Here is a 26594-nt window from a genome sequence, read left to right as displayed (position 1 = left end):
CGGTTCCCTCGCGGCGGCGCGAGCGGACACTATCACCGGAGTTGGCCGCTCCCACCAGGCTTCTCGCGTCGACGGTCGCGGTAGTACAGGACGGTCAGGGCGGCGAGCAGCACCAGCCCGAATCCCATGGCGGCGAACCCGAGCCGCTGGCCCGGCGGCCGGAAGTTGATCACCAGCTCCGCGTCGTGCGTCCCGGGCGGCAGGTCGACGTACAGGAAGGTCCCGCCCAGCCCCTTCGTCGTCAGCGGCTCGCCGTTCAGGGTCGCGGTGTACCCCGGCCACGCGAGCCGTGCGAAGACCACGCTGCCGCCGAGCTCCGAGCTCACCCGCACCCGCTCGGAGGTCACGCTCGTGTACTCGGGCTCCGCCGTCGCGTTCACCGTCGCGGACACCCGTCCGGCCTGACCGGAGACGGGTCCGCCGTCTCGTTCGAGGATGTAGATCTGGCCCTTCGCGACCTCCGGGACCGGCGCCCAGTGCCAGCCGGCCGGCGCCGGGTGGGCGTCGGCGTCCGGGTACTGCTTGCGCTGCAGGACCACCCGGTCGAGCCGCATCAGGTCGGCGTGGGTCCGGCCGGTGTACTGGTCGACGCGGAAGACGTTGCCGTACGCGTCGGGGCAGGTGGAACCGTCGAAACCCATGCACAGCAGCGAGGCGAAGGCGGCGTGCCCGACGGGTGTGTAGGCGTTGACGTAGTCGAGGTCGAGGTCCTTGGCGTAGTTGCCGTACACCTGCGAGGTCCACGGCCGGTCGGGGGTCTCCTCGTCGATCTTGGTCAGCGCCCGCTTGCCGAGCTGCAGCGTGGTGCCCTCGAAGTCGGGGAAGTTCGCCTTGGCGTCCGCCTGGCTGGTCGGCAGGTACCACTTGTTCAGCGCCTGCGGATACGTCATCACCTGGTACATCGCGATCGGGGCGATGGTCAGGATCAGCAGCCCGACCAGGGCCTCCGCCCCGAACCGCCGGCCCAGGTACAGGGCGACGGCGCCGACCGCGAGGATCGCCACGCCCCACATCAGGTGCCGGCCGAAGTACTGCGGGCCCGCGGAGCTGGCGCGGATCACCAGCACCAGCACGATCAGCGCGGCGGCGACCAGCCGCGCCCGGAGCGGTCGCAGCGTGCCGAAGCGGCTGAGCAGCACGGCGAGCAGGACCATCGAGAAGACGGCCACGAACGGCAGCAGACGCGCAGGCCAGCGAATCTGACCGATGTCGCTCGGGCCCGCGGTGAACAGCAGGATGAAGACCAGCAGCACCAGCGGGGTGACCAGCTCGCGCAGCGAGGACTGGGCCGCCCGCCAGGCGACGAAGGCCAGCGCCGGAACCGCGAACCACGCGATGTAGGTGATCGGCGCGGTGGTCGTCTCGCCGGTCCAGGACTCGATGGCGCTGACGGACGACGGGATGCTCGCCGTCAGCGTCTCCGACCACGGCGCGGTGAGGAAGTTGTCGTTGAGGGCGCCCTCCTCGCCGGTCCGCCAGGTGACCGAGGATGTCAGCAGCCCGGGCAGGAAGGTGATCGCGCCGCAGGCGGCGGCCGAGACGCCGACCGCGGCGAGCTTGACCGTCGTGCGCCACTGCGGCCGGTAGACGTACTCGCCGATCATCAGGGCGCCGACCGTCACGCCCGCCATCAGCGCCGCGTGGACGTAGCCGACGCTGATGGCGAGATAGAGGAACACGAAGACCGGAATCGGGCCGGAGCGTCCGCGGGCGTACCGGATGCCGCTGGCCCATGCCTGCACCACCCAGGCCATGCCGATCAGCGACGTCACCCAGGACGGGTACTCGAAGTACATGGTGAAACCGGCGAACGGCACCGCGGCGCCTGCGAGCGCGGCCCACGGCGGACGGGCCCCGTACTCGAGGGCGACGCGGTACACGCCCCAGCCGAGCAGGATCGCGAAGGCGAGCTTGACCAGGGTCGCGAGCAGTGCCATGTTGTCGACCGACGGCGCGATGTAATTGATGAAGATCTGGACCGGGTTCCACAGTCCGCCCTGGCCCTCGACCGGATAGTTGCCCGCCATCCACTGGTCCAGGACCAGCGAGGGGAACTGGCCCTCGCGCATCAGGTGGCCGAGCTGCAGCCAGTTCCCGACCGCGCCGGACTCGGTGTCGTCCGCGTAGAAGTACCGCGGGTCGACGCTGACGATCATCAGGAACCCCAGGCTCACGACCGCGGGGATCACTGCGCCCCATGTCCAGCGTTCCCGACGCGTGGGCGCGGGCAGTACGTGTGTCACAGGATCTCCAGGTGGCGGGGCAGGTGCTCAGTGACAGTAACCGAGTCGAGTTCTCCGGTTACGGAGCCAATTGCACCTCGGATACCCTGCACGGTGACAGTGACGGCGAGATCGAGAGCGGCGGTGGGGCACAGATGCCCGAGCAGGTCAAGGCGGAGACGTCGATGAACGGGCAGGCCGCGGAGCGGCTTCTGGTGGTCCAACGAGGCGTTTTCGTCGGCATGTCGCCGATCGTCAACGACGACCTCTACCTGGAGTTCACCAAGGGAACCGGCGAGCGGCAGCGCCATCGCGCCACGCTGGCCAAGGGTGCCAGGGTGAGCACCAACACATACTTCGGGCGTTTCGCCGCGAGCTACTGGCAGCGGTGGACCGACGTCGCCGAGGTTCGGGCCGCGCTGCGCCTCACCGGCGACGGCCGCTACCGGGTGCGACTGGTCGCCTCGGACATCGCCGGTCACCGCCGCATCCTCGAGACCGTGGACGGCTCCGGAACCGGCGAGGTGTCCGTGACCTCGCCGCTCGACAAGTTCGTCGACGGCGGCGCGCTGTGGCTCGAGGTGGACGCCATCGACGCCGCCCTCGACATTGACAACCTCGCCTGGACGGTGGCGGCGCCGGAGACGGTGCGCCCGGTGTCCGTGGCGATCTGCACGTTCAACCGTGCCGACGACTGCGCCGAGACGGTGTCCGCGCTGGCCTCGGACGCGACGGTGCGCGAGCTGATCAGCTCGGTGTACGTGGTGGACCAGGGCACCGACCTGGTCCGCGACCGGGACCGGTTCGTCGAGGCGTCCGCCGCCCTCGGTGACAAGCTGAAGTACCTGCGCCAGCCGAACCTCGGCGGGGCCGGCGGCTTCAGCCGCGGGCTGTTCGAGGCGAGCGCGGACGGCGCCCCGGACGCCGACGTGATCCTGATGGACGACGACATCCTGTGTGAGCCGGAGACGGTGTTGCGTCTCAACGCCTTTGCGAACATGACCGTCGAGCCCACCCTGGTCGGCGCGCAGATGATGTACCTGCTCAACCCCGACTACCTCAACGTCGGCGCCGAGGACGTGAACCTCGCGACCCTGCAGCACGGCCAGCGGGTGGCGAAGGCGCTGCTGAACACGAGCATGCTCAAGAAGCGTCAGGAGCGCCGGGTCGACGCGGGCTACAACGCGTGGTGGACCTGCCTGATCCCCGCCGAGGTGGTCGCGAAGATCGGCCTGCCGGTGCCGATCTTCTTCCAGTGGGACGACGTCGAGTACGGCATCCGGGCCCGCGAGGCCGGCTACGTGACGGTGACCCTGCCCAACGCCGCGGTGTGGCATGCGGACTTCTACTGGAAGGACTTCGACGACTGGGCGCGCTACTTCAGCACCCGGAACTCGTTGGTCGTCGGGTCGCTGCACAGCGACCTCGACACCAAGGGCCTGTCCCGTCAGTTCTTCCGGCAGATCTCCGAGTTCCTCGTCGGCATGCAGTACGGCCTCGCGTTCACCACGCTGAAGGGCATCGAGGACTTCCTCGACGGCCCGGAGACGTTGCAGGACGGCGGCATCCGGGCGATGGCCGCCATTCGCGAGGGGCGGGCGGCGTACCCCGAGACGGTCAAGCACCCGGCCGCCACCGCGCCGGTGCCGTCGAACGAGATGAAGACCGAGCGCGCCGGCGGCGAGCCGTCCCTGATGCGGACGATCCTGGCCAAGCGGGCGGTGGACCAGTGGTTCGGCCGCACCCGCGGTGGCCTGGTCAACATCCCGCGCGAGGACGCGCACTGGTGGCACATCTCGAAGTTCGACCACGTCGTGGTGACCGACGCCTCGCAGTCGGGTGTGCGAATTCGTCAGCGCGACAAGGAGACCGCACGAGCGCTCCTGATCCGCACGGTCAAGCTGCTGCGTCGTTTCCAGAAGGAGGCGCCGTCGGTGTCGGCCCGCTACCGGGCCGCCATGCCGCAGCTCACCAGCCGGGAGAACTGGGCCCGCCTGTACGGCAAGGAGTAGCCGAGCCCCCGAGCCGGAAACGGCGGGCGGGTGTGCGACGAACTCCGTCCACACCCGCCCGCCGTTCTTCGTACGGGGGTCAGGCCCGCTCGAACTTCTCCTGCCGGCCGAGCTTGCGCAGCCGCATCCACTCGCGGAACCCGGCCGGGTCACGCCGGTCGACCAGGAAGTACCAGGCGAACCGGGCGTACTCCTGCGGCAACAGCTTCCGCATGCCGGGCTGGGCCATCAGGTAGCCGCGGTTGCGGTAGGTGTAGAACCGCTTCGTCTCGTTGTCGGGGTACTGGGTGTGCATCCGGCCACCGAGGATCGGCTTGAACTCGTCGGAGCCGTTCGGGTGCACGTACGCGGTCTGCAGGCAGGTACCGAACGGCAGCCCGGAGCGGACCAGCCGGCGGTGCACCTCCACCTCGTCGCCACGCACGAACAGCCGCAGGTCCGGAACCCCGACCGCGTCGATCGCGTCGGCGGAGAACAGCGCGCCGTTGAACAGCGACGCGATCCCCGGCAGCAGGTCCTCGCTGCCCAGCTCGGACCGCAGCCGCCGCCACTCGACGCCGCGGCGCAGCGGGAACGCCAGCCGGTCCGGGTCGTCGATGTCGCACACCACCGGGGACACCTGCGCCAGCCCGTGCCGCCTCGCGCAGTCCAGCAGGGTGGCCAGCACGTCCGGGCCGTCGGGCCGGCCGTCGTCGTCGGCGAGCCAGACCCAGTCGGCGCCGAGCGAGAGCGCGTAGAGCATGCCGAGGGCGAACCCGCCTGCGCCGCCGAGGTTGTGCTTCGAGCCCAGGTAGGTGGTCTCGATCGCGCTGCCCTCGACCAGCTCGCGGACCGCAGGCTCGTCGGCGTTGTCGACCACCACCAGGTGGTCGAGCGGCCGGGTCTGGGCGGCCAGCACCTGCAGGGACTCGGCCAGCAGTTCGCGGCGCCTGTGGGTGACCACGACGCCGATGATGCGGGACTCGCTCATGCGCTCTGCTCGCGTTCCAGCTCGCCGATGACGTGCCGGACGTGGTCGGCGGCGTCGTCACCCTCGTAGGCGCGGACGACCTCCTCGATCCCGCCGTGCATGCGCACCGTGCCGTGGTCGATCCACATCGCGCTGTCGCACAGCTGGGCCAGGAACTCGTTGGAGTGGCTGGCGAACACCAGGATGCCCGAGCGGGCCACCAGCTTCTGCAGCCGGACCCGGGCCTTCTTCATGAACTCCGCGTCGACCGCGCCGATCCCCTCGTCGAGCAGCAGGATCTCGGGGTCGATGCTGGTGACGACGCCCATCGCGATGCGCACCCGCATGCCGGTGGAGTAGGTGCGCAGCGGCATGTCCAGGTACTCGCCGAGCTCGGTGAAGTCCGCGATCTCGTCCATCTTCGCGAGCATCTGCTTGCGGGTCTGGCCGAGGAACAGGCCCCGGATGATGATGTTCTCGTAGCCGGAGATCTCCGGGTCCATGCCGACGCCGAGGTCGAACACCGGCGCGACGCGGCCGCGGATCCGGGCGGATCCGCGGGTGGGCTCGTAGATGCCGGAGAGCAGCCGCAGCAGCGTCGACTTGCCGGCGCCGTTGTGGCCGACCAGGCCGACGCGGTCACCCTCCTTCAGGGACAGAGTGATGTCCTTGAGCGCCTCGACGACCACCACGTCCGAGCTGTTGCGGCCGATGGCGCCGCCTGCCTTGCCGAGGAAGGCCTTCTTCATCGAGCGGGACTTGGCGTCGAAGATCGGGAAGTCGACGCAGGCGTTGTGCGTGTCGATACTGACGTGCTGTGTCATTGCGGATGCCCCTAAACCCAGTAGGGCACGCGGGCCCGGTATTTGCGCAACGCCAGCAGTGCGACGGCCCAGCCGACCACCGTGATCGCGATGACGATGTACCAGTGGTACATCTGCTGCGGCTGCCCGATCATCGGGGCGCGGACGATGTCGAGGTAGTGGAAGAGCGGGTTGAGCTCGGCGATCTTCGCGCGGTCGCGGACCGCGCCGCCCTGGGCCTCGAGGCTCTGCGTCGTCCACATGATCGGCGTGAGCACGAACAGCAGCAGCGTCATCGACGACAGGATCGGCGCGATGTCGCGGTAGCGGGTGGCGAAGATGCCGAACACGATCGAGACCCACAGGGCGTTGAGCACGATCAGCGCGATCGCGGGGATCGCCGCCAGCGACGCCCAGCTCAGGTCCTTCCACACCGCGAAGGCGAGGACCATGACCACGTAGATCACCAGGTTGTGCGCGAAGAACAGCAGTTGTCGCCACACCAGCCGGTAGACGTGCACGCTCAGCGCCGACGGCAGCTGCTTGATCAGGCCCTCGTTGGCGACGAACACCTCCGAGCCCTCGATGATCGAGGCGTTGATGAGGTTCCAGACGATCAGGCCCACGGTCACGTACGGCAGGAACTCGTCCAGCGGCATGTCCAGCAGCGCCGCGTAGAGGATGCCGATGGCGGTGGCCTGCACGCCGGTGGCGATGGTGATCCAGAACGGACCGATCACCGACCGCCGGTAGCGCTGCTTGATGTCCTGCCAGCCCAGGCTCAGCCACAGCTCGCGTTGGTCGAAGCCGTCCCGCAGATCCTTGAAGGCGCGACGGAACGTCTGCGAGTCGGAACGCGGCGGGGATTCGCTCACAGGTGTCGAAGTCGCTTGATCCACAGTCGCCCACAGTACCGGCGTCGGCGGGGCGCTCCGCGCACCCAACCCGGGCGGGCGATGCACCCCGCCGCGGGTGCGTCGTCCGGTACCACCGGTTCGTCCGGGATGGGCGTTTCGTACCCTCGGGTATGGCCTCCTTCCCTCGTCTGCGTCGGTTCCTCCCGGACCCGGCCGGTTCCGCGGCGGTGGACAGCGAGATGACGGGCGCCCCGGCCGACCGCCGGGAACTGATCTACCTGATCGCCCCGAGCGGCGCCCCCAACTACGGCGACGAGTTCATCGCGCGGGCCTGGCTGACCTACCTGGCGCAGGCCCGCCCCGACGTCGACGTGGTGCTGGACTGCCACACGCCGGGGCAGGCCGCGGTGCTCCTCGGCGGGCTGCACCCGCGGCTGACCTTCGTCGACACCGCCTGGCGGATGTGCGCGCAGGCCGCCCACCTGCCCGCGTGGGAGGCGGCGGCGTTCGTCCGCCGGGCGGTGGGCGACCCCGGCCTGGTGTGCCCGGTCGCGGCGGGCATCGAACTGATGCAGACCGCGACCACGGTGCACCTGCTCGGCGGCGGCTACCTCAACGCGGTGTGGCCGCAGCACCTGTCGCTGCTGGCCATCGCGGCGCAGGTGGCCGCCCGGGGCGGCGGCCGGGCGGTTGCGACGGGGCAGGGGCTGACCCCGGTGGGGGACGAGGTGCGGGCCGACCTCGTGCGGTCGCTGGCCGGCGAGTTCACGGTGTTCGACGTGCGGGACGACCAGTCGCTGGCCCTGCTCGACGCGTCGCGGCCGGGGGTCGGTGCCAGCGGTGACGACGCCTGGCTGCAGCTGGCCACGGCGCCTGCCGCGGTCTACGACAGCACCGGCCCGGCCGTCGCGCGCGAGTTCGTGCTGTGCCTGCAGTCGGACCTCACGGTCGGCGAGGGAGCGGGCGACGGCGTAGACCGGTTGGCCGCGTACGCCGCCCGACTGCTGGCGAGCTGGGCGGTCCGCGGCGAGCAGGTGACGGTGGTCGAGGGCATACCGGGCGTCGACCGGGTGGTCTTCGACCGGATCGCCCACCTGCTGCCCGGCGCCCACTTCGTCCCGTTCACCCAACTGTGGCGCGACGGCCTGCCCGCGCGGAGCGGGCAGACCTGGATCTCCACCCGGTTCCACCCGCACCTGCTCGCGGCCGCGGCCGGCGCCTCGGGGGTCGTCCTGGCCACCGGCTCCGACTACTACGACGTCAAGCACGGTTCGCTCGTCGCGCTCGGTTCCCGGTGGCCGGTCTACGCCGGCGCCGAGTCGGTGCCGCCGCGGCCGTCCGCAGGCGGGTTCACCGAGGCCGTGGTGGCGCGGCAGGGTGAGGCGAAGGCCGCCCTGGCCCGCGCGCTCTACCCCGGCGCCCGCCGCTGACGGTCAGAGGTACTGGCCGGTCCCCGACGCCTGGTGTGCCGCGCCCCCGAGTGAGGGCGGCAGGGACCCCTGGCGCATCTGCTCGAGCTGCGCACGGGCGGCCATCTGCTGGGCGAACAACGCGGTCTGGATGCCGTGGAACAGGCCCTCGAGCCAGCCGACCAGCTGCGCCTGGGCGATCCGCAGCTCGGCGTCCGTGGGCACCGAGTCGTCGCTGAACGGCAGGGTGAGGCGTTCGAGTTCGTCCCGCAGTTCGGGGGCCAGGCCCTGTTCGAGCTCCCGGATCGAGGACCGGTGGATCTCCCGGAGCCGGGCGCGGCTGGCGTCGTCGAGCGGGGCGGCCCGGACCTCCTCGAGCAGCTGCTTGATCATGGTGCCGATCCGCATCACCTTGGCCGGCTGCTCGACCATGTCCGCGAGCGACTCCCCGGCGTCGGCGGCGTCGTCGGCGGTGGTGGTGGTGCCGTCACGGTTGGGGGATCCGGCCGTGATGCTCGCCGTGGGTGTGGTCACCGGGCGACCGTCGGGCCCGATCACGTCGATGTGTTCATTCTCCGCTGAGGTCATGAGTCCATCTTGTCGGGTCTGCGTCGGTTCCGCTCCTCTCCCGCGGGCCCCGCGCGCGGCGACATCCGGTTTGTGCCAGCGCACAAGTTGATGTGACATGTCCCCTACGTTCGATCCCCGTCACACCGCGACCGGCCCCAAGTCTTAGGCTGTCGGGCATGGCATACGACGTCGCCCGGGTGCGGGGACTAATCCCGTCACTCGGAGACGGCTGGATCCATCTCGATCCGCAGGCCGGAATGCAGCATCCGGACAGCGTCGCGACGGCCGTGTCCACGGCGTTCCGCGGTGCGGGCCCGTCGCACTCGGGCCGGCACGTCTCGGCCAAGCGCAGCGCCGCGATCCTCGAGTCCGCTCGCGAGGCGGTCGCGGACCTGGTCGGCGGGGACCCGGCGGGTGTGGTCCTGGGCCCGGAGCGGTCGTCGCTGCTGGCCTGGCTGGCCGAGGCGCTGAGCTCGAGGCTGGGTCTGGGGACCGGGGTGGTGTTGTCCCGGCTCGACGAGGAGGCGAACGTCGCCCCGTGGCTGCGGGTGGCCAACCGGTACGGCGCGCAGGTGCGGTGGGCCGAGGTCGAGATCGACACCTGCGAGCTGCCCAGTTGGCAGTTCGCGGAGCTGATCGGGCCGACCACCCGGCTGGTGGCGTTGACCGCCGCCTCGCCGATCGTCGGTTCGGCGCCGGACGTCCGGGTCGCCGCGGACCGCGCCCACGAGATGGGCGGCCTGTTGGTGGCCGACGCCATCGCCGCCGCACCGTACGCACACGTCGACATCCACGAACTCGGGGCGGACGTCCTGGCGGTGAACGCGCCGAGCTGGGGCGGACCGCAGGTCGGCGCCCTGGTGTTCCGCGACCCGGGCCTGATCGACCGGATCCCCGGGGTGTCCCTGAACCCGAACGCCCGCGGCCCCGAGCGGCTCGAGATCGCCGGGCACCAGTACGCGATGCTGGCCGGGCTGACCGCGTCGATCGACTACCTCGCCGGGCTGGACGAGACCGCCAGCGGGTCGCGTCGCGAGCGCCTCGAGACGTCCATCAGTTCACTGCAGGACTACCAGGACCAGCTCTTCGACTATCTGATGGCGGCGCTGCGCCGGCTGCCGCAGGTGACCCTGATCGGCACCTCGTCCAGCCGGGTGCCGACGATCAGCTTCACGGTCGACGGCGTCCCGGCGGAGAAGGTCTCGCAGCACTTCACCGAACACCGGATCGGCACCGTGGTCGGTGGCCGCGGCAGCCGGCTGCTGGATTCTCTCGGCGTCAACGACGAGGGCGGCGCGGTCACCATCGGTCTGGCGCCGTACACCACCCGGTACGAGATCGATCAGCTGGTGCGCGCCGTCTCCTCGCTCGGCTGAGCCGCCCCCGGCCAGCGGGTCGCGGGCTCAGGACACCCGCAGGACCACCTTGCCGACGGTGTCGGGGGAGTCGAGCATCGGATGCGCGTCGGCCACTTCGGTGATCGGCAGCTCCGCGTGCACCACCGGCCGGACCCGGCCGTCGGCGACCATCGGCCACAGCTGCGCGGTGACCGCCGCGACGATCTCCGCCTTGCTGGACCGGCCCGTCTCGGGCCGACCCCGAAGCCCGGTCGCGAACACACGCCCGCGCTTGGCGAGCAGCGTGCCCAGGTCCAGTTCGCCGAGTCGGCCGCCCTGCATGCCGATCACGCACAGCTGGCCGTCCGGCGCCAGGGCCTCGACGTTGCGGCCCAGGTACGCGGCGCCCATGTTGTCGAGGATCAGGTCGGCGCCCCGACCCGTCGCGGCCACCGCGGCGACGAAGTCCTCGTCCCGGTAGTTGACGGTGACCGCGGCGCCGAGCTCGCGGCAGGCGGCGAGCTTGCCTGCCGAGCCGGCCGTGGTCACCACCGTGGCGCCCAGTGCCACGGCGACCTGGATCGCGTGGGTGCCGATGCCGCCCCCGCCGCCGTGGATCAGCACCAGCTGGCCGGCGCCCATGCCGCCGATCATCACCAGGTTCGACCACACGGTGCAGGCCGCCTCCGGCAGCGCCGCCGCCGTGTGCAGGTCCAGGCCGTCGGGCACCGGCAGCAACTGGGTGGCCGGGACGACGACCCGCTGCGCGTAGCCGCCGCCGGAGAGCAGCGCGCAGACCCGGTCGCCGACGGCCCAGTCACGAACCCCCTCGCCGAGTTCGGCGACGGTGCCGGAGCATTCGAGGCCGAGGATCTCGCTGGCGCCGGGCGGCGGCGGGTAGAGGCCCCGGCGCTGCAGGATGTCGGCACGGTTGACAGCGGTGGCGGCGACGTCGACGAGGACCTGTCCGGGGCCCGGGCGAGGGTCGGGAACCTCGGTCCAGGCCAGCGTTTCGGGGCCGCCCGGTGTGGTGACGGTGATTGCGCGCATACCTCGACGCTAGCGGCTACGGTCACGCCGTGACCAACTTCGGCAACCTGCAGAACGAGATCTACTTCGCCGGGCTGGGCGGCACGGTGCCGGCTCTCCCGATGACCGCGGCCGGGCTCGAGGAGCGCGCCCGCACCACCCTCTCTCCCGAGGCGTTCGGGTACATCGCGGGCAGCGCGTCGACCGAGCGGACCGCGGCCGCGAACGTGGCCGCGTTCGGTCGCCGCGCCCTGGTGCCGCGGATGCTGCGCGGGACCGCGGCCGCCGAGGCACGCGACCTGAGTGTGCAGGTGCTCGGCACCAGGCTGGCCGCGCCGGTGCTCACCGCGCCCGTCGGGGTGCTCGAACTGGTGCACCCGGACGCGGAACTGGCGGTCGGCGAGGTCGCGAACGAACTCGGCATCGGCTCGGTGCTCTCCACCGCGGCGTCCACCCCGATCGAGAAGGTCGGGGCGGTGTCGGGGGAGAACTGGTGGTTCCAGCTGTACTGGCCGTCGGACGACGAGGTGGCCGAGTCGATGGTGCGACGGGCCACGGCGGCCGGCGCCAAGGCGATCGTGTTGACCGCGGACACTCCCGGAATGGGCTGGCGGCCACGTGATCTCGAACTCGGGCATCTGCCGTTCCTGAAGGCCAAGGGGATCGCGAACTACCTCACCGACCCGGTGTTCCGGTCCCGCCTGTCGAGTCCGCCGGAGCAGAGCGCGGAGGCCATGCAGATGGCGGTGCTGACCTGGGCGTCGATGTTCGGCAACCATGCCATCCGGGCGAGTGACGCGGCGCGGCTGCGGGACTGGACGGACCTGCCGATCGCGGTGAAGGGGATCGTGCATCCGGACGACGCGCGGGCGGTGGTCGATGCCGGCGCGGCCGGCGTGGTGGTGAGCAACCACGGCGGCCGACAGGTGGACGGCGCGATCGCCGCGCTGGACGCGCTCGGCCCGGTCGCGGCCGCGGTGGGGGACCGGGCGGACGTCCTGCTCGACTCCGGGATCCGTTGCGGCGCAGACGTGATCACCGCGCTGGCGCTCGGCGCCGACGCCGTGCTCTACGGCAGGCCCTGGGTGTACGGGCTCGGGCTCGCGGGCCGGGACGGCGTGCGGCATGCGCTTCGGGTGCTGCTGGCGGACCTCGACGTGACGCTCGGTCTGGCCGGTTTCGCGAGCGTGGCGGAGCTCGATTCCGCCGTGTTGCACCACCTTCCCGAGCGGTAGCGTCCTACCCGCACTTGCCCGGGATGGCGGTTACGGTGTTCACCAGTCGGTGCCGGACCAGGTGGGCGCCCTCAGCGGAATGAGTGTGCCCATGCAGCAGTCCAGGCGTTCACCGTTGGCCACTCGGGTGGCCGTCGGGTGTGCGGTCGTGGCGGGTGCGGCGCTGGTTGCGTCGCCGGTCGCCGCGGCGGTGCGGCTCTCCGCCCCGGACGAGGGTGCGCAGCAGGGGTACTCGGACGAGATCAGCAGCAAGTACGACGCGTTCGGTGGGGCGAGCACGCCGCTCGGCAAGCCCGTCGGCGACGCCTACGTGATCAGCGGCGGCGTCGGGCAGGACTACGAGGGCGGCGCGATCTACTACTCCGCGGAGACCGGCGCGCATGTCCTGTACGGCGACATCCTCGCCCGGTACCGCGAGGCGGGCGGTCCCGCGGTCCTCGGCTTCCCGACCGTCGACGAGACCGATGCACTGGCGGGCGCGGACCGGTTCAGCGACTTCAGCGGCCCCGACGGCGCGACCGGCTACTGGACGCCGGAGGGCGGCGCCTGGCTGGTCCGGGGCCCGATCCTGGCCGCGTGGAACCACCTCGGCGGCGCCGAGGGCCCGCTGGGCGCGCCGATCGCCGCGGAGACCGAGGTCGACGGCGTCCGGGAGATGAGGTTCGGCGGCGCGGAGGGGACCGCCTCGATCCGCTACAGCGCGGCCGACGGCTACGTCGTCGTGCCGGCGGAGCTCGCGGGGCGGCTCGACGGACTGCAGGACACGGGGACGTCGGCCGCGCGGGTGCCGACCGGTGACGTGGTCGAGACGCTCGCGGACGTCGACGCCGTCGTGGCGGACGAGGGCCCGGAGGGCGACAGGTCGTGGCTGGGGTGGGTCGTCGCGGCGGTCGTCGCGGGTTCTGCGGGCCTGTTCCTGCTCTGGGGTCGGCGGGGCGCGGCGGCGGCCGGGCCTCTGGCGCCGACTACGCCGGCAGTGCCGGCAGTGCCGACTGTGCCGGCAGTACCGGCGCCGGTCGTCGAGGAGACCGAGGCGGCTGCGGACCCGGAGGCGGCCCCGGCCGGCGAGCCCGTGCGGCAGCCGCTCCCCGGCGGCGCCGGCCTGGCACTGGCGGGTGGCCTCGCCGCGGCCGGGGTGGGCGCCGGTGCGCTCGCCTGGCTGCACCGGGCGGGCGAGGCCGGTGCGCCCGACACCGAGCTCGACGCTCGGCTCTCGGGTCTCGACGGTGCCGACGACCTCGACGTCGCCTATCCGGACCTGATCACCGGCATCCCCTCGGCGGCGGTCGCGGGGTTGGCGTTGTTGATCGACGAGAACCTCAGCACCCGGGTGGCGGCGCAGCTGCGGGACGCCGGGTACGACGCGGTCCACCTCTACTCGGCCGACCTGCGTGGCGCCGACCGCACGCGGGTGCTCGCGTGCGCCGCCGCGGAGGGCCGGGTGTTGGTCACCGCCGAGGTCGGCTACGTCGACGACCTGATCGAGGCGGAGTCGGGCCCGAGCGTGTTGCTGCTCCGGCGTCCGGACGCCGCCGTCGACGAGCAGGTCTCGGTGCTGCTGGCCTCGTTCCCGCACATTGCCCAGGCGTTCGATCCGGGAGCGCTGGTGGTTCTCGGCGCCGAGCGGATCCGGGTGCGCGCGTTCCCGATCGGAGGGAGCTGAGTGCTCGGCCACAATTTAAAGACTGTTCGGTCGGTAGTTTCCCTTGGTACATATTAGGATGGGTGCTGTGCTGACAGATACTCCCGATGACACGGTCTCGAATCCCCGCTGGCTCGACGGTACCGAAATGGGCGCCTGGCGGGGGTTCATCGACGCCAGTCAGCGGCTGATGGAGGTGCTCAACAGGGACCTGCAGGCCGCTCACGGGATCTCGTTGGCGGACTACCGGATCCTGGTGATGCTCTCTGAGTCGCCGGACGGTTCGGTGCGGATGAGCGAGCTCGCCGACGGGGTGCTCTCGTCCCGCAGCAGGCTCACCCACCAGATCCGTCGCATGGAGGTCGAGGGACTGGTCGCCCGGAGCACCTGCGTCGACGACGGCCGCGGCGTGCTGGCCGTCATCACCGACGCCGGCCGCGAACGGCTCGCGGTGGCCGCGCCGACGCATGTGCACGGTGTCCGCAAGTACCTGATCGACCTGCTCGAGCCCCAGGAGTTGGCCGCGGTGGCCACGGTCTTCGCCAAGGTGGATGCCGCGCTCGACGAGCGCGACGACGCCTGAGATCCGGGGCGCTCGGGTGCCGTCGGCCGTGGGCGCTAAGATTCGCCACGGAAGCGTGGCAGAGCGGCCGAATGCACTCGCCTTGAAAGCGAGCGTGGCGTTAAACCCACCGGGGGTTCAAATCCCTCCGCTTCCGCGAAGGCCCCGACCTGGTACCCGCAGGTCGGGGCCGTTCTTGTTTGCGTGCCCTGTCGGTACCGGCCCCTACGGGCGGATACTTGACGGGCGGAGCGGTCTGCGGGGGTTCCCGGTACGACCCGGGGCTGTCCACCAGTCGGATGCATGTCCGCGCCTCCACGCCAATGGCGATCGCTCCCGGTCTGGCAAGGAGTGAGTGACGATGCCTGCAGAGATCATGGCCATCATGATGTGGCTGCACAGCATGGGCATGCCGATGCCGATGATGCCCATGTCGCCGATGATGCCGAACATGCCCGACAAGTGAGCGGTCCCGCCGTCGAGTGAGGGCGCCCGCCGGTCGGCGGGCCGGTGGTGCGGTCCGGTCCTACTGCTGGTCCTTCTGGGCGCTGAGCACCGCCTCCAGCGCCGCGATGACGTACGCGTCGGTGGCGGCCTTGCCGAGTCCCAGGCCGCTGAGCGGACCGGAGCCGTCCTCGAGTTCCAGCAGGGCGAGCAGCAGGTGCTCGGTCCCGACGTAGTCGTGGCCGAGCCGCAGCGCCTCGCGGAAGGTCAGCTCGAGTGCCTTGCGCGCGGGCGCGTCGTACGGGATGAGGGCGGGCATGGTGTCGGCGTCGGCCGCCGGCGGCAGCGTCGCGGCGACGGCCTCGCGGACCGCGTCCAGCGTCACGCCCTGCGCGAGGACGGCGCGGGCCGCGAACGCCTCCGGCTCGGCGAGCAGGCCCAGGGCCAGATGTGCCGGCCCGATCTCGGCGTTGCCGGCCGCGCGCGCCTCGTTCTGCGAGGCCATCACCACGTTGCGGGCGCGCTCGGTGAATCGGCCGAAGCCCTGGTTCGGGTCGAGGTCGGACGGCTGGTCCGCGGCCTTGGTCGTGTACCGCTTCTGGGCGGCCTGCTTGGTCACGCCCATGCTCCTGCCGATGTCGGTCCAGGAGGCGCCCGAGCGCCGGGCCTGGTCGACGAAGTGGCCGATCAGGTGGTCGGCAACCTCGCCGAGGTGGTCGGCGGCGAGGACCGCGTCGGAGAGCTGGTCCAGGGCGTCGGGGTGGATCCGCTTGATGGCGTCGATCAGTTCGTCGAGGCGGACGGGGTTGGTCATGCGTACGGGATCGGTCATGCGTCAACCGTAGGTTGACGATTGGCGATCGTCAACCTCGGGTTGACGCATGGTGTCTGCCGGTGTGGCGGTTCCTACGGGGTGTTGATGTAGTCCTGAATCGCCTGCTGCGCATTGGGATTGCCGTTGCCCATGCCGACGAGGGCGCCGACGACCGCGCCGGTCGGGGCTCCGATCATGCAGCCGGCCAGGCTGCCGGGGAACATCGAGATGCAGCCAACGCCGAGCCCGATGGCCGCGCCGATCGCCGTCCCCGCCGCGCCGCCGTTGGCCCAGCCCAGGTTGAGTTCGTTGAGCATCTTCTCGAGGGCGGCCTGCTTGGCGGGGGAGTCGACCTGGTGGACGCCGGGGAGCGACTGGCCCGGTGGACCGACCGGGTTCGCCTGCGCGGTGCCCGCCCCCGCCACCACCGCCGCGGCGATCAGGGCCGATGCTGCTGTGCTCTTCATCAGGTTCATTTGAGTTCCTCACCTGGGCAGACGAAGGATTATGAAGCCAGGCCCCGACTGTAAACCCGTTGCCGGGCCACCGCCGGGCGAACCGTCGGATTCTCAGGGTCCCGTTCTCAGGGTCCCGGTCGGGCCGCCATCTCGCCGAGGTCGATCACGTACTCGGCGGTGGCGTCGTCGTACGTCACGGAGTACGCGGTCGGGTAGCGGCCGGGCTTCGGATAGCTCTCCGGCTGCGAGATCTTCTTGTGCACAGTCGGTTTGGTCATCAGCCATGCGCGCGTCATCATCGGCTCCATGAAGGTGTACGCGCCGTCCCAGGATCCGGCGAGGAACGTCTCGGTGAAGTCGTACTCGCCCGGGACCATGTGGTCGGCGTCGTTGGTCCAGTGCACGCCCATCCCCGTGGCGGTGTTCAGGACGGCGGGCCCGGCCGGCGGCGAGTAGCCTGCCGGCATCTTCTGCACCGGTGGCAGATTGCTGGCGCGAGGGATGAAATCCATTCTGGCCGGTGTGATCTCGGCGCGCGCGGCCTCGTCGATCAGGTAGAAGTGCATGTCGAAGTGCGGCTTTCCGAACAGCGCCGCGGGCCCGTGGCCGTGTGGATTCCAGTCCACGACCACGGCTTCGAAGATCGTCGACGCCCCCTGTGCGGGCAGTGCGAGTGGGAACTCGTTCATCGGGGCGTCCGGCAGGCCGTCCAGGGCGGCCGCGGTCATCCGGATCCCGGCGTCCGTCGGACGTCCGTCGGCGTCCAACGTCACGTAGGCCCGGGCGGTGCCGTCGCCGATGCCCGTCGGTGCGCCGAAGAAGGTGCCGCCCCGGTCGACGTTCGCCCCGGCGATGCCGCCGGCGCGGGCGCTCGCGCAGCCGGTGAGCACGGACATCCCGGTGCAGGCGGCCACCGCCAGGGCGGCGAGCCGGATGCCGGGCGGGCGGAGCGGTCGGTGTGCGCGCATGTGCACCTCGCGGGATGGTCTTCCGGGAGTTAGAAGACTACCGACGCGGACGTCGGTGTTCCAGCGTTCGGCCGCGGTCAGCCCTTGCGGGACGCCCGCCAGATGTCGAGGCCCGCGCCGGTCGCGAACGCCAGGAAGGCGTCGTTCTCGGCCGGATCGCCGAGGGTGACGCGGACGCCGTCGACGTCGTACGCACGCAGCAGGACGCCCGCCTCGGTCGACGCCGCGCTGTATGCGGCCGCCTGGTCGCCGAGCGGCATCCACAGGAAGTTGCCGCCCGACCGCGGCACCTCGTAGCCGACCGCGAGCAGCGCGTCCCGCACCCGGGCGCGTTCCACGACGAGGCGGTCGGTGCGGGCCAGCAGCTCGTCGGCCGCCTCGAGCGAGGCGATCGCCGCGGCCTGCGCGAGGGTGCTGACCGAGAACGGGACGTGCACCTTGCTCAGTGCGGAGATGATGGCCGGGTCCGCCACCGCGTAGCCGACGCGGACGCCCGCCAGCCCGTAGGCCTTCGAGAACGTCCGGAGCACAACGACATTCGGACGTCCCTCGGCGAGGGCTACGCCGTCCGGATGTTCGGTGCCGTCGTAGTCACCCGGCCGGGTGTACTCGATGTACGCCTCGTCGAGCACCACCAGGATGTGCGAGGGGACGGCGTCCAGGAACCGGGCGAGTACGTCGTTGCCGAAGGCGCCGCCGGTCGGGTTGTTGGGGTTGCACACGATGATCATCCGGGTGCGGTCCGTGACGGCGGCCAGCATCGCGTCGAGGTCGTGTGCGAACTCGGCGGTCAGCGGGACCTCGACCGGGGTGGCGCCGGCGACCTTGACGACCACCGGGTACGCCTCGAACGACCGCCACGCGTAGACCACCTCGTCGCCGGCGCCTGCGACGATCTGCACCAGCTCCTGGCACAGGCTCACCGACCCGCATCCCGTCGCAATCCGGTTGGCGTCGACGCCGAGCCGGGCGGCCAGGGCTTCGCGCAGGGCCACCGCGCCGTTGTCGGGGTAGCGGTTGATGCCCGTCGCAGCCTCGGCGATCGCGGCCAGCACTCCGGGCAGCGGGCCCGGTGTGGTCTCGTTGCTTGCCAACTTGATCGCGCCCGGGACGTTGCGTCCGGGCACGTAAGGGGCAATGGCGGCGAGGTCGGGGCGGATGCGTGCGGTCACGGTGGGACATTATGCGCGGCCCGGTACGGGCCCGGTGCGATTGACCGGCTACTGGCTCGGGAATCGGGGGAGCGCACAGGCGCGCGTCGTGCCAGAGTGGATGTATGTCGGGGATATCCACCGGCAGTGCGGTGCTCCGTGCGGTCGGTGGGCGGTCGGAAGCGGCGGCGCCGGGTGAATGGCCGGGCCGGGTGCCGCTGACGGTCGCCGTCCCGGACGGGCCGGCGCGCGGCGGGATCGTGGTCCTGCACGAGTCGCGGGTCTTCACCGAAGCGCTGCTGGACCTGATGGGCCTGCTGGCAGGCGAGGGTTGGCTGACGGTCGCGCCGCACCTGTTCCACCGCCAGCCCGCAGGCACCGATGTCGAGGTGTTCGGTGACAACCTGTTCGCCGACTTCGACGCGGCCTTCGACTGGTTGACCGGACGCGGCGTGTACCCGGACTGCGTCGGGGTGCTCGGCTTCGACGACGCCGGTACCGCGGCGCTGCTGGTGGCGACGGACCGACCGGTCGGGGCGGCGGTGAGTGTCGCCGCCCGCGGCATCGTCACCGCGCTGCGACCCGACGCCCCCGCGCTCGTGGACGCCGTGGCGGCGCTGCAGGCGCCGTGGCTCGGTCTGTACGGGGAGGACGACCCCCGGACCCCGCCCGCGCACGTGGAGCGGCTGCGCGACGCCACCGCCCGTGCCCCCGTCGCCACCCACGTGGTCAGTTACCGCGGTCTCGCGCACCGCGCCGACGAACCCCCTCGGGTCCCGGCCGACGGGGACGAGGCCGATCCCGCGACGCAGGCGATCGTGGACGCGCAGCGGAGGATCTTCGACTGGTTCGACGCCAACCTGCGCTGACGGGCACGGAACCGGCGTTCACCTGGTCTTTTGGAGGCGTTTTGCCTTACTGGTCCAGCCTGTGTAACCTTTCGATCCGGCGGAACCGAACGGTTCCGGAGCCTAGGAAGCGTGCCAGAGCGGCCGAATGGGACTCACTGCTAATGAGTTGTCCTCCTCAAAGGGGACCGGAGGTTCAAATCCTCTCGCTTCCGCCACGCTGGTGCTAGTAGGCCAGCACAATTGAAGATGAACATGCGCCCGTAGCTCAACGGATAGAGCACTTGACTACGGATCAAGAGGTTAGGGGTTCGAATCCCTTCGGGCGCACAGTGAGAGAACCCCGTCACCGTCAGGTGGCGGGGTTCTTTCGGCATCGGGCCCGTCGAACGGGACGTTGCCGGGCTCTGCTCTCGGCCGATGTTCCGGTATCCACCCGTTCGGTGCGGCCACCGCTGAGGGCGCGCGGGTGAACTCGATCGGTGCCTTATCCGGTGGCGTCGCATACCGTAGTCGGGTGACCACTCCTGATCAGGGCGCCGCGTCGGCGCCCGCGGGCTCCGTGCCGGCCTGGCCGTCGGTCCTGACCTGGCGCGCGCACTCGGCGCCGCGGATGGAGTCCGTCCGCGTCCAGCTCGTCGGCAACCGGATCAAGGCCACCGGCCGGATCATCGGCGGCCAGTGCGCCGACCACCCGGCCTTCAGCGCCTCCTACGACCTGGTCACCGACGAGAACGGCATCACCCGCCGGCTCTCGCTGCGCACCAGCCTGGCCTCGGGGGAGCGGCAGGTCTCGATCAGCCGGGACGAGGAGGGGTACTGGATGATCGAGGACGGCACCAACCCCAAGCGTTCGACGTTCGGCGGCGCGCTGGACGTGGACGTGGTGCTCAGTCCCTTCTTCAACACCCTGCCGATCCGGCGATTCGGCATGCAGACCGACGCCGAGGAGATCCAGGTCCCGGTCGTCTACGTGTACCTCCCGGACCTGAGCGTGCAGGAGGCGAGCCTGACCTACAGCAGCGGCTCGGACGGCATCCACGTGCTCTCGCCGGTGTCGAGTTCCTCGGTCACCGTCGACGCCGACGGGTTCATTCTCGACTACCCCGGCCTGGCCGAGCGCATCTGACGCCTGCGCCGGGCGGACCGCCCGGAGGCGACCGGCTCAGGGGAGGGTACGCAGCACCTCGCCGCGACGGCCGGCCTCGCGCATCCGGCGCTCCCAGCCCGGCTCGCCGACCCGCACCCCGGTGATCTCGGCGCGCGCCAGGTTCTCGTACCGCAACCGGGCCGCATGCCCGGAAAGCACCAGTGTCTCCGTGCTGGTCTCCGCGACCAGGGCGGTCCGGGCCGCGGTGAGCAGTGCCAGCGCCTCGTCCAGCGCGACGGTGAGGGCCTCGGCGTTCGCCTCGCACATCGCGCGGACCAGGTCCGGTGCGGTGCCGGCTACGCGGGTGCCGTCGCGGAAGGAACCGGCGGCCAGCGCCAGCGCCAGGTCGCCGCCGGCCGCCGCCGTCGTCGCGAGGGCCTCCGCCAGCAGGTGCGGCAGGTGCGAGATCCGCGCGACCGCGGAGTCGTGTTCGTCGGGGTCCGCGGGCACCACCACGGCGCCGCACCCCAGGGCCAGGTCCGCCACCCGGGACCAGGACCGCGGGTCGACGCCGTCCTCGGAGCCGACCACCCAGACCGCGTCCCGGAACAGTTCGGCGTCGCCGGCCGACCAGCCGGACTCGGCGGTCCCGGCCATCGGGTGCCCGCCGACGAATCGCGCGCCCAGTCCGTGCCGGGCGACGGCGTCACGTACCGCTCCCTTGACGCTGACCACGTCGGTGAGGGTGCAGTCGGGGGCGTGGACGGCGACCTGGGCCAGTACCGCGTCGAGCGCGGGCACGGGCACCGCGACCACCACCACGGCGTCGGCCTCGGCGGCCCGGCGCAGCACCGCGGCGAGGTCGGTGTCGGCGTCGAAGCCGTCGGCGCGGGCGTCCCGGACCGGGTCGGCGGAACGGTTGTAGCCCCAGGCGGACCGGCCGTCGGCGACCGCGGCGCGCAGCAGCGAACCGCCGATCAGCCCCAGCCCGAGCACGCACACCGGCGGGGTGGTGGTTTCAGCAGACACCCGGATAGGTTGGCACATTTGTCGCTGGACTTCTGTTACCGGCGTGCGGCGGACTACGGTGACGGGATGGCTGCTCAGCGCGCGAGGGACAACAGCGCACCTTCGGACGATCTCGAGGAGCTCGACGGCTTCGCTGTCGCGGTCGTTCGTGAGGACGGCCAGTGGCGGTGTACCGCGCTGACCTCGGCCGCACTGGACAGCCTCGAGGCGGCGGAGACCGAGCTGCGGGAGATGCGCAGTTCAGGGGCGGTTTTCGGGCTGATCGACGTGGACGAGGAGTTCTTCGTGATCCTGCGCCCGGCGCCGTCCGGGACCCGGCTGCTGCTCTCCGACGCCACCATGGCGCTGGACTACGACATTGCCGCGGACGTGCTGGACTCGTTGAACGTCGAGGTGCCGGACATCGACCCGGACGACCTCGACACCGTGGAGCCGTGGGAAGAGGGCGACCTCGGTTTGCTCGCGGATCTCGGGCTGCCGGAGCCGGTGCTCGGCGTGATCCTCGCGGAGACGGATCTGTACCCGGACGAGCAGCTCGCGCGGATCGCGCAGAGCCTCGGATTCGCGGACGAGCTGACCGCGGTGCTCGACGCCGCACCGCGGTAGTCGGACTTGGGTCCCACGGCGCTGGCCCGCGACGAGGCGATGGTCCGGGCGGCGCTCGATGCCGCGGCTGGGGCCGGCGAGGCGGACGTGCCGGTGGGTGCGGTGGTGTTCGACGCGAACGGCGTGGAGCTGGCGCGGGCCGCGAACGCCCGCGAGGCCTCCGGTGACCCGACCGCGCACGCCGAGATCCTGGCGCTGCGCGCCGCCGCCCGCGTGCACGGCGACGGCTGGCGGCTCGAGGGCGCGACGCTGGCGGTGACCCTGGAGCCCTGCACGATGTGCGCCGGTGCGCTGGTGCTGGCCCGGGTCTCGCGGGTGGTGTTCGGGGCGTGGGAGCCCAAGACCGGCGCCGTCGGGTCGCTGTGGGACGTGGTCCGCGACCGCAGGCTCACCCATCGGCCGGGGGTGCGCGGCGGTGTCCTCGAGGTCGAGTGCGCGGCCCTGCTCGACGAATTCTTCCGTCACCGCAGGTAGAGGGGCGATTTCATCCCAAGTCGGCGTTCGGGTACAGTTCTCGCCGGTGGCGTGTCCGAGCGGCCGAAGGTGCAGCACTCGAAATGCTGTGTACGGTAACCCCGTACCGAGGGTTCAAATCCCTCCGCCACCGCCAGCAAAGCCCCGACCGGTTTCCGGTCGGGGCTTTCTTGTTTCCGGTGCATGTTTCCCGGGGGTCCGGCGCCCACTACCGTGGCACCGGTGAACAGGCGCTGGTTGGTTGTCGGGGGACTGGTACTGGTCGCGGTGCTGGCCCTGGTCGTCGGGCCGTGGGCGTACGGCACCTGGTTCGCCCACGACGACGCCCCGGCCGCGTCGGTCTCCACGTCCGGCGTTCAGCCCGGGGTGGGGGAACTGGGCGGACGCTGGCGGGTCGACGCAGGCGCCGCACCGAACGCCACCTCCGCCGGGTACACCGTCCACGAGGTGCTCAACGGTGCGAGCGTGACGGTCGTCGGCTCGACGGACCAGGTCGACGGCCACGCCACCGTCGACGGCAGAGTGCTCACCGAGGCGGCGGTGACCGTGCAGGTCGGGTCCGTCACCACCGACAACGCCCGTCGCGACGGGCAGTTCGCAGGCAACGTGATGTCCACCGACCGGTACCCGACCGCGTCGTTCACCCTCGACGCCCCGGTCGACCTGACGGCGCTGCCGACCGACGGCACCGCCGTGACCGTGCCTGCGACCGGCACCCTGGAACTGCGCGGTGTCCGTCGGCCGGTCGCCGTCGACCTCGACGTGCTGCACTCGGGTCGGTCGCTGATCGCCTCGGGCAGCGTCCCGGTGACCTGGACGGACTTCGGGGTGCGGGCGCCGTCGTTCGCGTTCGTCTCCGTCGACGACTCCGGGACCGTGGACTTCCTGGTCCACCTCGTCCGGGACTAGGACGCCTGGCCCGATCCGTTTCACCCGACCGTCACCCGGGCGTCCGGGCCGGATCCAGTGGCCTCACAATTGCCGGATGACACGCACCATCATCGCCCTCGTCGCAGGCAGCGCGCTGCTGCTCACCGGCTGCGGTTCCGAGGACTCCTCGGCCGCCCCCGCCGCAGGCCCGTCGTGCCCCGCGGACGCCAGCAAGGACGACCCGACGGCCACCCTGATCGCCAAGACCGCGGTGCTGCCCGCAGGCGTCACCGTCGACGGCGCCGTCACCACGCTCAACAGCGACCACACCCCGGTCGACGTCGACGTCACGGTCCGGCTCTGCGCGCAGGGGCTCGACGGCGACGGGCTCGCGGACGCCGCGTCGGCCGTCGCGACCCCGGTCATCGGTTCGTTGCTGGGCAGCTCGCTCGGCACGCTGACGGTGCAGGTGGTCGGCGGTGACGTCGTGCGCAGCACCGGCTTCCAGCCGCAGGACTGGGATCCCGCGGCGCCCGTCGAGAGCCACCGCGCCGCCTGGACCAGCTGACGCCCGAGCAGGTCCGCCCCCTTGTTCCTTGCCTAGTCAAATGGTAGGAATTGGATCCCGTCGATCCGCCGATCCAGTGAAGGGGCCGCGTGCACATCACCGCGAAGGTCGACTACGCCGTGCGTGCCCTCGTCGAACTGGCCGCGGCGGGTGACGGACCGGTCAAGGCGGACCGGTTGGCGCAGGCGCAGGCGGTACCGCACAAGTTCCTCGAGGCGGTGCTCGGCGAGCTGCGACGCGCCGGCATGGTGAGCAGCCGCCGGGGCCGCGACGGCGGCTACTGGCTGGCCCGCCCGGCCGCGGAGATCACCGTCGCCGACGTGATCCGCGCGATGGAGGGCCCGCTCGCCTCGGTGCGCGGGGAACGGCCGGAGGAGGTCCACTACGACGGCCATGCGGCGGCGCTGGTGGAGGTGTGGATCGCCGTCCGGGTGAACCTGCGGGCGGTGCTCGAGGGGGTCTCGGTCGCGGACATCGCGGCAGGCGCGCTGCCCGGCTTCGTGGCCGAACTCAACAGCGACCCGCAGGCGTGGCGTCGTCGGTGAGCGGGACCCGGGGAACCCGACCGGCCGCTCGTGATGCGATCTTCAGGAGCCGGAAACCAGCTGGTTGGTAGCCTCGGACACTATGTTGTACTCCCTGTTGCGCAATCACCTGCGCCCGTACTGGGGCGATCTGGCGGGTGTGGTTGCGCTCCAGTTGATTTCCACGATGGCGTCGCTCTATCTGCCCAGTCTCAACGCGGACATCATCGACAAGGGCGTCACGAAGGGCGACACCGCGGTGGTGCTCTCCACCGGCGGAATCATGCTGCTGGTGACCTGCCTGCAGATCCTCTGCAGCATCGGCGCGGTGTACTTCGGCGCCCGCGCCGCGATGGGCCTGGGCCGCGACCTGCGCGGTGCCGTGATGCACAAGGTCGGGGAGTTCTCGGCCCGCGAGGTCGGCTTCTTCGGCGCGCCGTCGCTGATCACCCGCAACACCAACGACGTGCAGCAGGTCCAGATGGTGGTGGTGATCAGCTGCACCATCCTGGTCGCGGCACCGATCATGTGCATCGGCGGCATCGTCATGTCGATCCGGCAGTCGCAGGGCCTGGCCTGGGTGCTCGCCGTGGCTGTGCCGCTGCTGGCGCTGGCGATGGGCCTGGTGATCCGGCGGATGGTGCCGCAGTTCCGGGTGATGCAGGTCCGGATCGACTCCATCAACCGGGTGCTGCGCGAGCAGATCACCGGCATCCGGGTGGTCCGGGCCTTCGTCCGGGAGCCGCAGGAGATCCAGCGGTTCGAGGACGCCAACGAGGCGCTCGCCGGCACCGCGCTGCGGATCGGCAGGTTGATGGCGTTCATGCTCCCGGTGGTGATGCTCATCGCGAACATCACCAGCGTCTCGGTGCTGTGGTTCGGCGGCCACCTGATCGACCAGGGCAAGATGGAGATCGGTGGCCTCACCGCGGTGTTGTCCTACATCATGCAGATCCTGATGTCGGTGATGATGGTGTCGGTGATGACGGTCCTGATTCCCCGCGCCTCGGTCTGCGCCGAGCGCATCTCCGAGGTGCTCGACACGGTCCCGTCGGTGCAGGCGCCCACCTGGGTGCTGCCGAACTGGCAGGAGCGGGGCATCGTCGAGATGCGCGGTGTCTCGTTCGCGTTCCCGGGCGCGGAGAAGCCGGTGCTGCGCGAGATCAGCTTCCTCGCCGAGCCCGGCATGACGACCGCGATCATCGGCGGCACCGGCTCCGGCAAGTCGACCCTGCTGAACCTGATCCCTCGGCTGATCGACGCCACCGACGGCCAGGTGCTGGTCGGGGCGGCGGACGTGCGGTCCATCGAACCGGACCGGCTGCGGGCCTCGATCGGGCTCGTCCCGCAGAAGCCGTTCCTGTTCTCCGGCACCGTGGCCACGAACCTGCGCTACGGAAAGCCCGATGCCACCGACGCCGAACTGTGGCAGGCGCTGGAGATCGCGCAGGCCGCGGACTTCGTGCGGGAGATGCCGGAGGGCCTCGACACCGCCGTCGCGCAGGGCGGCACCACCGTCTCCGGCGGGCAGCGCCAGCGCCTCGCGATCGCCCGGGCGCTGGTCCGACAGCCCGAGATCTACCTTTTCGACGACTCGTTCTCGGCGCTCGACCTGAGCACGGACGCCCGGCTGCGGGCGGCGCTCAAGCCGGTCACCAGCGGGTCCTGCGTGATCATCGTCGCGCAGCGCGTCTCGACCATCGTCGACGCCGATCAGATCGTCGTGCTCGACGACGGTGCGGTCGTCGGTATCGGCACCCATTCCCAGTTGCTCGACAGTTGCGAAACCTACGCGGAGATCGTGTCCTCGCAGTTCGCCGCGCAGGAGGCGTCATGAATCCCGGCGACGACTGGACCGCGCGCGGCGGTTTCTGGGACAAACAGGGCGACGACTGGACCGCCCGTGGCGGTTTCTGGAGCAAGCAGGGCGACGACTGGACCGCGCGCGGCGGTTTCTGGAACAAGCCGGGCGACGACTGGGACGCCAGGGGCGGCTTCTGGGGCCACCACGGCGACGACGACGCGCCGACCACCCAGATCCCCCGCTACACCGACGGCCCGCCGCCCCCGGTTCCCCAGTCCACCGGGCCCGCCGACGACTCGCCCACCGAGGTGTTCGCCGC

General features: G+C 71.2%; 25 protein-coding genes and 4 tRNA genes. 18 read left to right on the top strand and 11 right to left on the bottom strand.

Annotated elements, in window-relative coordinates:
• Positions 1–32 precede the first annotated feature (32 nt).
• The gene (locus ACFO6S_RS20465) at positions 33–2174 is read right to left on the bottom strand and encodes a hypothetical protein (RefSeq protein WP_378419809.1); all 2142 of its coding nucleotides are present in this window, start codon (positions 2172–2174) and stop codon (positions 33–35) included.
• 203 nt (positions 2175–2377) lie between these two features.
• On the opposite strand from ACFO6S_RS20465, the gene ACFO6S_RS20460 reads away from it, so the two are divergent.
• Entirely contained in the window at positions 2378–4234 is a 1857-nt protein-coding gene (locus ACFO6S_RS20460; protein ID WP_378419808.1) for a glycosyltransferase, read from the top strand.
• 79 nt (positions 4235–4313) lie between these two features.
• Here ACFO6S_RS20460 and glfT1 read toward each other — a convergent pair whose 3' ends face one another.
• From glfT1 to wzm, 3 genes are read right to left on the bottom strand one after another with little or no spacing between them, the layout of a single operon-like run.
• Positions 4314–5204 (bottom strand): galactofuranosyltransferase GlfT1, encoded by an 891-nt coding sequence (gene glfT1 / locus ACFO6S_RS20455; protein ID WP_378419807.1) that lies wholly within the window; start codon positions 5202–5204, stop codon positions 4314–4316.
• Positions 5201–6007, bottom strand: coding sequence for a galactan export ABC transporter ATP-binding subunit Wzt/RfbE (gene wzt / locus ACFO6S_RS20450; protein WP_378419806.1), 807 nt, complete (start codon positions 6005–6007; stop codon positions 5201–5203). The genes glfT1 and wzt overlap by 4 nt, the downstream gene beginning before the upstream one ends.
• 11 nt (positions 6008–6018) lie before the next feature.
• A complete protein-coding gene (gene wzm, locus ACFO6S_RS20445) occupies positions 6019–6861 on the bottom strand; it encodes a galactan export ABC transporter permease subunit Wzm/RfbD (RefSeq protein WP_378419805.1) in 843 nt (280 codons plus the stop codon).
• Between the two features lie 152 nt (positions 6862–7013).
• On the opposite strand from wzm, the gene ACFO6S_RS20440 reads away from it, so the two are divergent.
• Positions 7014–8273, top strand: a complete 1260-nt coding sequence (locus ACFO6S_RS20440; protein ID WP_378419804.1) for a polysaccharide pyruvyl transferase family protein — start codon at positions 7014–7016, stop codon at positions 8271–8273.
• 3 nt (positions 8274–8276) lie between these two features.
• Here the strand turns inward: ACFO6S_RS20440 and ACFO6S_RS20435 are convergent, their stop codons facing one another.
• The gene (locus tag ACFO6S_RS20435; RefSeq protein WP_378419803.1) at positions 8277–8840 is read right to left on the bottom strand and encodes a bacterial proteasome activator family protein; all 564 of its coding nucleotides are present in this window, start codon (positions 8838–8840) and stop codon (positions 8277–8279) included.
• 158 nt (positions 8841–8998) lie between these two features.
• Between ACFO6S_RS20435 and ACFO6S_RS20430 the strand changes: the two genes are divergently transcribed.
• Entirely contained in the window at positions 8999–10198 is a 1200-nt protein-coding gene (locus tag ACFO6S_RS20430) for a cysteine desulfurase-like protein (protein WP_378419802.1), read from the top strand.
• A 27-nt stretch (positions 10199–10225) separates the two neighbouring features.
• On the opposite strand, the gene ACFO6S_RS20425 is transcribed toward ACFO6S_RS20430, so the two are convergent.
• Positions 10226–11209 carry an NAD(P)H-quinone oxidoreductase gene (locus ACFO6S_RS20425; protein ID WP_378419801.1) on the bottom strand — a complete coding sequence of 328 codons (984 nt, stop codon included), beginning with the start codon at positions 11207–11209 and terminating at the stop codon, positions 10226–10228.
• A gap of 29 nt (positions 11210–11238) precedes the next feature.
• Between ACFO6S_RS20425 and ACFO6S_RS20420 the strand changes: the two genes are divergently transcribed.
• The 4 genes from ACFO6S_RS20420 (at position 11239) to ACFO6S_RS20405 (ending at position 14784) form a co-directional block, all read left to right on the top strand.
• Positions 11239–12423, top strand: a complete 1185-nt coding sequence (locus ACFO6S_RS20420; protein WP_378419800.1) for an alpha-hydroxy-acid oxidizing protein — start codon at positions 11239–11241, stop codon at positions 12421–12423.
• A 91-nt stretch (positions 12424–12514) separates the two neighbouring features.
• Positions 12515–14086, top strand: a complete 1572-nt coding sequence (locus ACFO6S_RS20415) for a DUF5615 family PIN-like protein (protein ID WP_378419799.1) — start codon at positions 12515–12517, stop codon at positions 14084–14086.
• Positions 14087–14144: 58 nt separating this feature from the next.
• On the top strand, positions 14145–14648 hold the full coding sequence (locus ACFO6S_RS20410; protein ID WP_378419798.1) for a MarR family winged helix-turn-helix transcriptional regulator: 504 nt from the start codon (positions 14145–14147) through the stop codon (positions 14646–14648).
• Positions 14649–14697: 49 nt separating this feature from the next.
• Positions 14698–14784: transfer RNA gene (locus ACFO6S_RS20405), tRNA-Ser, on the top strand.
• A gap of 369 nt (positions 14785–15153) precedes the next feature.
• Here ACFO6S_RS20405 and ACFO6S_RS20400 read toward each other — a convergent pair.
• From ACFO6S_RS20400 to hisC, 4 genes are all read right to left on the bottom strand, one after another.
• Positions 15154–15903: a Clp protease N-terminal domain-containing protein gene (locus ACFO6S_RS20400; protein ID WP_378419797.1), complete on the bottom strand. Its 750-nt coding sequence runs from the start codon at positions 15901–15903 to the stop codon at positions 15154–15156.
• Positions 15904–15977: 74 nt separating this feature from the next.
• Complete coding sequence (locus ACFO6S_RS20395; protein WP_378419796.1) at positions 15978–16361, bottom strand: hypothetical protein; 384 nt, start codon at positions 16359–16361, stop codon at positions 15978–15980.
• Between the two features lie 107 nt (positions 16362–16468).
• A complete protein-coding gene (locus ACFO6S_RS20390) occupies positions 16469–17311 on the bottom strand; it encodes a DUF5602 domain-containing protein (protein WP_378419795.1) in 843 nt (280 codons plus the stop codon).
• A 77-nt stretch (positions 17312–17388) separates the two neighbouring features.
• The gene (gene hisC / locus ACFO6S_RS20385; protein WP_378419794.1) at positions 17389–18483 is read right to left on the bottom strand and encodes a histidinol-phosphate transaminase; all 1095 of its coding nucleotides are present in this window, start codon (positions 18481–18483) and stop codon (positions 17389–17391) included.
• A gap of 104 nt (positions 18484–18587) precedes the next feature.
• Between hisC and ACFO6S_RS20380 the strand changes: the two genes are divergently transcribed.
• From ACFO6S_RS20380 to ACFO6S_RS20365, 4 genes are all read left to right on the top strand, one after another.
• Positions 18588–19331 (top strand): dienelactone hydrolase family protein, encoded by a 744-nt coding sequence (locus tag ACFO6S_RS20380; protein ID WP_378419793.1) that lies wholly within the window; start codon positions 18588–18590, stop codon positions 19329–19331.
• A gap of 105 nt (positions 19332–19436) precedes the next feature.
• A tRNA-Ser gene (locus tag ACFO6S_RS20375) sits at positions 19437–19528 on the top strand.
• A gap of 39 nt (positions 19529–19567) precedes the next feature.
• Positions 19568–19640, top strand: a tRNA-Arg gene (locus tag ACFO6S_RS20370).
• A gap of 187 nt (positions 19641–19827) precedes the next feature.
• Entirely contained in the window at positions 19828–20439 is a 612-nt protein-coding gene (locus ACFO6S_RS20365; protein ID WP_378419792.1) for a putative glycolipid-binding domain-containing protein, read from the top strand.
• 36 nt (positions 20440–20475) lie between these two features.
• On the opposite strand, the gene ACFO6S_RS20360 is transcribed toward ACFO6S_RS20365, so the two are convergent.
• Positions 20476–21447, bottom strand: a complete 972-nt coding sequence (locus ACFO6S_RS20360; RefSeq protein WP_378419791.1) for a prephenate dehydrogenase — start codon at positions 21445–21447, stop codon at positions 20476–20478.
• Positions 21448–21495: 48 nt separating this feature from the next.
• Here ACFO6S_RS20360 and ACFO6S_RS20355 point away from each other — a divergent pair, with 48 nt between their 5' ends.
• The 7 genes from ACFO6S_RS20355 (at position 21496) to ACFO6S_RS20325 (ending at position 26308) form a co-directional block, all read left to right on the top strand.
• On the top strand, positions 21496–22035 hold the full coding sequence (locus tag ACFO6S_RS20355) for a tRNA adenosine deaminase-associated protein (protein ID WP_378419790.1): 540 nt from the start codon (positions 21496–21498) through the stop codon (positions 22033–22035).
• A gap of 39 nt (positions 22036–22074) precedes the next feature.
• Complete coding sequence (locus ACFO6S_RS20350; protein ID WP_378419957.1) at positions 22075–22509, top strand: nucleoside deaminase; 435 nt, start codon at positions 22075–22077, stop codon at positions 22507–22509.
• 45 nt (positions 22510–22554) lie between these two features.
• A tRNA-Ser gene (locus ACFO6S_RS20345) sits at positions 22555–22645 on the top strand.
• A gap of 86 nt (positions 22646–22731) precedes the next feature.
• Entirely contained in the window at positions 22732–23418 is a 687-nt protein-coding gene (locus ACFO6S_RS20340) for a YceI family protein (RefSeq protein WP_378419789.1), read from the top strand.
• Positions 23419–23494: 76 nt separating this feature from the next.
• Complete coding sequence (locus ACFO6S_RS20335) at positions 23495–23947, top strand: putative periplasmic lipoprotein (RefSeq protein WP_378419788.1); 453 nt, start codon at positions 23495–23497, stop codon at positions 23945–23947.
• Between the two features lie 89 nt (positions 23948–24036).
• A complete protein-coding gene (locus ACFO6S_RS20330) occupies positions 24037–24492 on the top strand; it encodes an RrF2 family transcriptional regulator (protein ID WP_378419787.1) in 456 nt (151 codons plus the stop codon).
• Between the two features lie 82 nt (positions 24493–24574).
• Positions 24575–26308: an ABC transporter ATP-binding protein gene (locus ACFO6S_RS20325; RefSeq protein WP_378419786.1), complete on the top strand. Its 1734-nt coding sequence runs from the start codon at positions 24575–24577 to the stop codon at positions 26306–26308.
• Positions 26309–26594 lie beyond the last annotated feature (286 nt).

Source organism: Rhodococcus kronopolitis (assembly GCF_042654025.1).
Taxonomy (GTDB): Bacteria; Actinomycetota; Actinomycetes; order Mycobacteriales; family Mycobacteriaceae; genus Rhodococcus_G; species Rhodococcus_G kronopolitis.
This window is presented reverse-complemented; position numbering and strand designations above follow the sequence as displayed.